Here is a 2,250-nt window from a genome sequence, read left to right as displayed (position 1 = left end):
ACCAGCGCCACCCTGTTCAGTGGGGACTGGAAGTCTCCCGCCGCTCCCGCGTCCTCCCGCTGTGGGCCATCCTGCGTCAACTCGGCGCCACCGGCATCGCCAAGCTCGTCGACGAGCGCTGCGCACAAGCCCAGCGCCTCGCCACCTGCCTGCAGACCGAGCCCGGCATCGACATCCTCAACGAGGTCGCCCTCAACCAGGTCCTGGTCCGCTTCCACCACCCCACGGCGACCGACGACGAACACACCCAGAACGTCACCGACGCTTTCCAGGAACACGGGCGCGGGTGGGCGGGTACGAGCACGTGGAAGGGTCGCACCGTCCTGCGCCTGTCCCTGTCCAACTGGGCCTCCACCGACCACGACATCGACCAAGCCGCCCGCTCTCTCATCGCCACCCACCACCACCTCGCCGCCTCGCCCACTTCGCGTCCCAACGACCACCCCGACGCAGGGCCCGCCTGAGCGACCAACACGCAGCGACGCACCAGTCGTGACGAAACGGGTGTGTCAAATCGACGTCTGATCGTGGTTGTTGAGGTGTTCAAAGAGCAGCCGGGGTGAGCCGGCCTTCGAAGGTGATCCGGAAGGCGTTCAGCGGTGTTTTCCAGCGCATGGTCCATTTCTTGCGGCCCGCAGAAGCTCACACGGGTGGAGCGGCAGGACGCCGGTGAGCCGCTGAGTGCGCCGACGAAGCTTCACGACCTCCCTAACGCAATCGGTGGATCCTGACCGGAGACGGGGACTCTGCTTTCTCGGGCATCGCCGGGGAGATGATCCTCCTTGAGTCCGCGCCGTGCGGGACTGCAACATGAGAAGCATTGACGTGGCAACGGGAACCGTGAAGTGGTTCAACGCGGGAAAGGGCTTGGGCTTCATCGAGCAGGACGGCGGAGGCCCGACGTCTTCGCCCATACTCCAACATCAACGCCCCGGCTTCCGTGAGCTCCAGGAAGGCCAGAAGGTCTGCTTCAACGTCGCACAGGGCCAAAAGGGCCCGCAGACAGAGAACATCACCCCCGGCCTGATCCCTACCGCCTGCGAAGGGAACCGAAGGATGCGCGCCCCAAGGGAAGTCAACCCCTCAGCGCGGCGGAGCCCGTCCTGCGCACGCCGGAATACTCACCGGCCGCACGGAGCTCGCACGCACTTGCGAGACAATGCTGGAAGGGATGACAACCCGACACCGCTGTTCCGCGTGCGGACGAACTGTCATACGGTCGGGAGCACTTGCCACTCGCTGGTGCCTCAGGCCAGCGGGACAGGCCAGATCAGAGAGGGCGGGGCTGTGGGGACTTTCGGTGAGGAATGGGGCGGACAGGCCAAATGCCGGACCGTCGAACCGGACGAGTTATTCGTCGACGGGGCCGCCCAGAACAGGGCAAAAGTTGTCTGCGCAGGCTGCCCGGTACGCACGGAATGCCTCGCCCATGCCCTGGACAGAAGGATCGAGCACGGCATCTGGGGCGGCATGACCGAACGCGAACGACGTGCCCTCCTGCGCCGTCGCCCCCTGGTGACGTCCTGGCAGGACCTGCTCGAATCCGCACGCCACCAGCATGAACTGCACACGCGGGACCATTCGCAGTGCAAGTCTGCGGTCGGATGACACCCATCGTGTCGCGCCCTCCCCTCAGCCGTCACAGGATGATGAGCTTGGCGGCGAGGTGGCGAACGGCGTGGCCATGCCGCGTGCGTCCTGGCCCGGCGCCCCATGTACATGGTGTCCAAGGCCCCGGGTCAAGATCCTCACGCTGATCACCCGTCCCCCGGTCCGACTCGCGCCAGACCTGCAAGGCCGACCCGCTGTCAACGCCCGCCCGAAAGTGCGGGGTGCATCTGCCTGCGTCGCACTGCTGCTGCACTATTCAGTGGCTTCGCCGGCGCTGGGAGGGCGTTTGCGAGCAAGGGTCACGCCGTCGGCGATGGGCAACATGACCGTCTCCATACGCGAATCGTCCCGGGCATGGTCGTTGAAGGCTCGCATCGCGGCGGCGTTGCCTTCCTCGCTGCAGTTCACGACTGCGCCCCCATAGAAGACGTTATCGGCCACGAGGAGGCCTCCAGAGCGCAGGCGAGGGACCAACTGCTCCCAGTAGTTGATGTATCCGGTCTTGTCGGCGTCGAGGAAGACGAGATCCACGTGTGGCTCAGCGGGCAGTGTCCTCAAAGTGTCAACGGCCGGTCCCAGGCGCAACTCGATACGGTCCGCCACCCCGGCCCGGCGCCAGGCGTCCTGGGCGAGGGAGGT

The 2,250-nt window shown here is 66.0% G+C and carries 2 protein-coding genes and 2 pseudogenes; 3 read left to right on the top strand and 1 reads right to left on the bottom strand.

The window, feature by feature from the left end; genetic code table 11:
- From ACWD1Z_RS37180 to ACWD1Z_RS37170, 3 genes and pseudogenes are all read left to right on the top strand, one after another.
- Positions 1 to 464: pseudogene (locus ACWD1Z_RS37180) on the top strand (hypothetical protein); the annotation flags it as partial.
- Between the two features lie 346 nt (positions 465 to 810).
- A pseudogene (locus tag ACWD1Z_RS37175) lies at positions 811 to 1,005 on the top strand (cold-shock protein); the annotation flags it as partial.
- Between the two features lie 264 nt (positions 1,006 to 1,269).
- Complete coding sequence (locus ACWD1Z_RS37170; RefSeq protein ID WP_389421689.1) at positions 1,270 to 1,608, top strand: WhiB family transcriptional regulator; 339 nt, start codon at positions 1,270 to 1,272, stop codon at positions 1,606 to 1,608.
- Positions 1,609 to 1,863: 255 nt separating this feature from the next.
- Here ACWD1Z_RS37170 and ACWD1Z_RS37165 read toward each other — a convergent pair.
- On the bottom strand, positions 1,864 to 2,250 hold a 387-nt coding region (locus ACWD1Z_RS37165), incomplete at its 5' end, for an O-methyltransferase (RefSeq protein WP_451125301.1).

It is taken from the genome of Streptomyces sp. NPDC002784 (assembly GCF_053592135.1).
The sequence above is the reverse complement of the archived record's forward strand: the minus strand, read 5'-3'. Positions and strand labels throughout refer to the sequence as shown.